We start from the raw sequence: 3,928 nt of genomic DNA, 5'->3' as shown, positions 1-3,928 counted from the left end.
CTCTTCGTCATTTGTGTATCCTGTCGTCATTGTCGGATACATCTTAGCACGCTGTCCAGGTTTGCCGGACCACTTCATTCATCCGGCGCATCACACCTTGGCCGGTGGAGCCGCCGCTGCAGATTTGGCGCTGCCCCATGGGTGCGTCTTACGATGGGCCTGCTAGGTCGCGCCCCACGGACCAGATCTTCGATGCCCTATATGGTGGTTCAGGAACCCCATCAAACTCTTCAGACCCGCTCTTCGATCGGGCATCCAGGGTAGGCGGGATGCTTGGGCTTAAAGGCTCCAACGCGGCCTGGGACAACCTCGTAAGGGCTGATTACGCCCTCCAGCTCGTAGAAGACCGCGCCGACATCGATATTAGCGGGCCGGAGTTCAATTTCGTGCGCTCCATCCGCGTCTTTGATGTACGGTATGCGCGACAGCATGAGTCCGGGCGCGATGGGGATTGCAACCGAAGCGCTATCGTGGTGCTTGGCACCTACGGCACACAGGGCGACTTTTCGTGGAGGGCGTCGTCACCGGCAGCGCTTCCTGCTGCGCATGCCGGTCTCGAGCGATGGGGCGAACACTGCCCGAGCATTTATCACAGATCCGTCTTCGTGGAGTGGCGCGATTATAGCGGGAATTATGGCTTCGAGCAGGTCAATTACTAACCGGTGGGCCGCGGCAACGTCGGACCGGTCTATAACCGGTATCCAACCTGCAACGCCGACTCACGCATAGGCTTCAGACTTATTACGCCCGTTTTCTTAAATGTCAGTCGTCGAGACAGGGCAGCTGCGTGAGAGACACGAAGTCGATTTCAGCTTTATCGGCATCGCAGAGATCCGGGTAGAGCTTGGAGACGCGCTGTGGGCCATGCATGTCCCACCGGATTGCCAGCGCACCTGTGTTCCAGCGATAAACCCAGCCGACAATGGTTTCTTCATCGGCTCCAATCAAATTTGCGATCGCGACGCCTTCGACTTTATCTTCATTCACTGTCTATTAACTTCCTGCAAATGGGCTTTGCGGATCGCAGTTTAGGCTTCAAAAGCGTTTGCTGCAGCGCCATGCCGGTTTTCGTTAATATCGGTTAATTGATCTTCCTCATGGTTCCGATATTCACACTGGGAGAAGTCAGCTCCCGTGATCTCGATTGATGAAATAGTTCAAATTCGGTGGTCGGGCTCCGTGGCGGCTTCAACGACCGCCAGAACCTCGAAGGGGTCAAAGCCGATGGCGCGGGCGAGCACGACCAGCTCGACGACGTCGACGCGGCGCTGGCCGCTTTCGATGCGCGCCACGAGGGATTGATGGCACTTGAGCCTGACCGCCAAGTCTTCCTGACCGAGGCCCGCCTTGATGCGAGCGTTGACCAATGCTCGACAGAGTGCGACCTGTCCAGTGCTTCTGATTGTCTTTGCCACGCGTCACATACCTTTTGTGACGTCGCTAGCGGATGAAATCTGTTATCTAAAAAGTAGATATTTGAGGGTGTTATCGGCGTCTGGTTTTCATGGGCTATAAGTCTGATGCTCCCGAGGCTGCCCATCAATCCCCTACCAATTGCAGAAATCGGCCATAGTCCTCGCTGACTTCCCGCGCTTCTTCGAAAGCGCGGGCGCGTTCGCTATCGAGGCAACGGAAATAGCTCTGGATATCTTGGATGTAATCTTCGAAGTCGCCACGGATGATATCCGCATAGTCCCGCGCCGCCTGCGAATCGCTGGGCAGGAAAGGACGGGCAGGGGCAAAGCAGGATTCCGCCAAAACCGGCCCCGGAACACAGATCAGAAGGACCATAGCTTGCAATGGGCGCAGGCCTGTCAACCTTGGGTTTCTCAAACCTGTTATCTCCTTGATCGCGGACACTAACCGTGACTAGTGTTTGCGTAACCAAAACTACAGCTACAGCACGATATTACATCTTGCGGTTGATAGTATACTATCGTAACTCTGGGCTTCAAGTGGGAATGCCCAGGGTTGCGCCATTGGAGAAAGCGTGAGCCGGGCCATGAACTGGGACATCGAAGCACCAAATGTGGTTACGGAAGCCAGGTTCCGCGAGCTCGTGGAAAGCGGCCATAGCGCAGAAATTTTGTGCCAGGAGTCGGCACATAAGAAAGGCCCCAGCTATTACGGGGCCTGGATCATGCGCGTTGTCTCTGATGACGGGGTGGAAAAGCTCCTCGTCACCGCCCGCACGCGGACGACCTACAACGATATCAAGATCCGCGAGTTCAAGACGATCTCCGGCGTGGTGTCTTTCTTCATTGGCCTTGGTTTTACGCATGTCGACCTGCCGCTTGAGGCGGGTACAAGCCGTACGCACAAACTCACCCGGCCAGACAAAGCCCCCTCAGACAAGGGCGCTGGCAACTAACCTCGTCTGTCTCTGGCTGGTTGCCGCGCCAGCCTCAGCGCAAATGGTCCTGGTCATGGAGAGCGACGGTTCTCTGACCCCGTCGCGGTCTCAGAGCGGTTTTGCCCGGAACTACAATGACGGCGTTGGTCAGGGATCGGCGTCCGATGGTTTGGCCATTCCTGGTGAGACGGAAGCAGCGCCCAACCCTGACGCGCTGAGGTTTGCGGCACTCGCCCAGCCAGCACTCCTGCCCCGCGCAGACCTTCTCTCGGACATCGAGGCAACAGCCCTGCGTTATGCCGGCCATCCCGGTTTGCGCCGCGCGGGACTGTCCGTCACGGATTGGCTAGCTCTCTACCGGGCCAATATCGAAGTGGAGAGCGCCTACAGGCAGGATGCCATCTCGAGCGCGGGCGCCATTGGTCTGGGCCAATTGATGCCCATCACTGCCCTTGATCTCGGCGTTGACCCGCGTGACCCCCAACAGAACCTGGAGGGCTCTGCCCGCTACCTCGCGATGATGCTGGAGCGCTTCGGCGATCCGCATCTGGCGCTGGCGGCCTACAACGCGGGGCCGGACGCCGTGCGCCAACACGGTGGCATTCCCCCTTACCGAGAAACCCAGAACCACGTGGCCCGCGTCATGGCCGTCGTGGCCCGATTGGAAGGATCAAATTCATGAAACAGATTTCAAACCTCTTTGTCGCCTCGCTGGCGCTATTCCTGCTGATTGCCGAGCCCGCCCTTGCACAGAGCATCGATCTCTCCCCGATCCAAAGCTTGTTGCAGGGCATTGTCGATGCGCTCACCGGACCCCTTGGTGTGGTCATCGCAACGCTCGCGGTCCTTGGCATTTTCTTGAGCTGGTTCTTCAACATCATCGATCTGCGCCAGGCACTCTGGGTCCTCGTAGGCATCGCTGGTGTCGCCGCCGCCCCCACGATCGTTGCCGCGGTCTTTGCCGGTGGCTGAACGCTCGCCTCTCTTTCTCGGCCTCGTGCGCCCGCCGAAGCTTCTGGGCCTGCCCATCATGTATGCGATGGTCTGGCTCTTCGGTTCGGTGCTCTTGTTCGTCTGGGTCCAGCACATCGCGGTGCTGGGTGTCGCTGCCCTGCTCTACCCGGTGCTTTGGAAGGCTGCCGATTGGGACCCGCGTTTCATCGACGTGATGATGACGGCCCTGCAGGAGACACCACCCACGCGCAACAGGTCCATTCATGGCGGGGACAGCTATGCCCCGTGATGAAGCCCCTGATGATGCACTCGATCCCCGCACAATGACGCCGGACTGGTATGCGCGCGAGACCCGCCTCGCACATATGCTGCCCTATGTGAGCCTCGTCGATGATCAGACCGTGCGGACCCGGGTGAACGAACTCTTCCGCTGCATCCGGCTCGAGGGGATCAACAGCTACACCACGGATGATGCCTATCTCGACAAGGTGACGGCGCTTTTTGCCCGCATCATCGCGCAGCTTGGGCCGGAGTTCAGCTATTATGTCAACGGCGGAGTAAAAACCGGCCACGCGGCGGCGTAAAACCAGGCCAGTGACGGGGCACCAAGCGCCATGGTGC

The 3,928-nt window shown here is 58.6% G+C and carries 8 protein-coding genes and 1 pseudogene; 6 read left to right on the top strand and 3 right to left on the bottom strand.

The window, feature by feature from the left end; genetic code table 11:
- Positions 1–269: 269 nt before the first annotated feature.
- Positions 270–659 carry a hypothetical protein gene (locus DC366_RS19195; protein ID WP_108693748.1) on the top strand — a complete coding sequence of 130 codons (390 nt, stop codon included), beginning with the start codon at positions 270–272 and terminating at the stop codon, positions 657–659.
- Between the two features lie 103 nt (positions 660–762).
- Here the strand turns inward: DC366_RS19195 and DC366_RS19190 are convergent, their stop codons facing one another.
- The 3 genes from DC366_RS19190 to DC366_RS19180 form a co-directional block, all read right to left on the bottom strand.
- Positions 763–987 (bottom strand): hypothetical protein, encoded by a 225-nt coding sequence (locus DC366_RS19190; protein ID WP_108693747.1) that lies wholly within the window; start codon positions 985–987, stop codon positions 763–765.
- Between the two features lie 170 nt (positions 988–1,157).
- The gene (locus DC366_RS19185; RefSeq protein WP_108693746.1) at positions 1,158–1,415 is read right to left on the bottom strand and encodes a helix-turn-helix domain-containing protein; all 258 of its coding nucleotides are present in this window, start codon (positions 1,413–1,415) and stop codon (positions 1,158–1,160) included.
- Between the two features lie 124 nt (positions 1,416–1,539).
- Entirely contained in the window at positions 1,540–1,791 is a 252-nt protein-coding gene (locus DC366_RS19180) for a hypothetical protein (protein WP_076981275.1), read from the bottom strand.
- Positions 1,792–2,002: 211 nt separating this feature from the next.
- Here DC366_RS19180 and DC366_RS19175 point away from each other — a divergent pair, with 211 nt between their 5' ends.
- The 5 genes and pseudogenes from DC366_RS19175 to DC366_RS19155 all read left to right on the top strand — a co-directional run.
- Complete coding sequence (locus DC366_RS19175) at positions 2,003–2,371, top strand: hypothetical protein (protein WP_108693745.1); 369 nt, start codon at positions 2,003–2,005, stop codon at positions 2,369–2,371.
- Positions 2,372–2,414: 43 nt separating this feature from the next.
- Positions 2,415–3,035: a lytic transglycosylase domain-containing protein gene (locus tag DC366_RS19170; RefSeq protein WP_108693744.1), complete on the top strand. Its 621-nt coding sequence runs from the start codon at positions 2,415–2,417 to the stop codon at positions 3,033–3,035.
- On the top strand, positions 3,032–3,325 hold the full coding sequence (locus tag DC366_RS19165; RefSeq protein WP_105236508.1) for a TrbC/VirB2 family protein: 294 nt from the start codon (positions 3,032–3,034) through the stop codon (positions 3,323–3,325). The genes DC366_RS19170 and DC366_RS19165 overlap by 4 nt, the downstream gene beginning before the upstream one ends.
- Complete coding sequence (locus tag DC366_RS19160; RefSeq protein WP_008327373.1) at positions 3,318–3,596, top strand: VirB3 family type IV secretion system protein; 279 nt, start codon at positions 3,318–3,320, stop codon at positions 3,594–3,596. The genes DC366_RS19165 and DC366_RS19160 overlap by 8 nt, the downstream gene beginning before the upstream one ends.
- Positions 3,586–3,858: pseudogene (locus tag DC366_RS19155) on the top strand (VirB4 family type IV secretion/conjugal transfer ATPase); the annotation flags it as partial. The gene DC366_RS19160 and the pseudogene DC366_RS19155, both read left to right, overlap by 11 nt.
- Positions 3,859–3,928: the final 70 nt, after the last annotated feature.

Source organism: Pelagivirga sediminicola, from assembly GCF_003072125.1.
In the GTDB taxonomy this organism is placed as follows: Bacteria; Pseudomonadota; Alphaproteobacteria; order Rhodobacterales; family Rhodobacteraceae; genus Roseovarius; species Roseovarius sediminicola.
Note: the sequence above shows the minus strand (reverse complement) of the source record. Positions and strands in the feature narration are given on the sequence as shown.

Bases quoted from the DNA above. Each gene is read 5' to 3' on its own strand.
- DC366_RS19165 (WP_105236508.1), top strand. From the start codon at position 3,032: ATGAAACAGATTTCAAACCTCTTTGTCGCCTCGCTGGCGCTATTCCTG.
- DC366_RS19175 (WP_108693745.1), top strand. From the start codon at position 2,003: ATGAACTGGGACATCGAAGCACCAAATGTGGTTACGGAAGCCAGGTTC.
- DC366_RS19180 (WP_076981275.1), bottom strand. From the start codon at position 1,791: ATGGTCCTTCTGATCTGTGTTCCGGGGCCGGTTTTGGCGGAATCCTGC.
- DC366_RS19170 (WP_108693744.1), top strand. From the start codon at position 2,415: ATGGTCCTGGTCATGGAGAGCGACGGTTCTCTGACCCCGTCGCGGTCT.
- DC366_RS19195 (WP_108693748.1), top strand. From the start codon at position 270: ATGCTTGGGCTTAAAGGCTCCAACGCGGCCTGGGACAACCTCGTAAGG.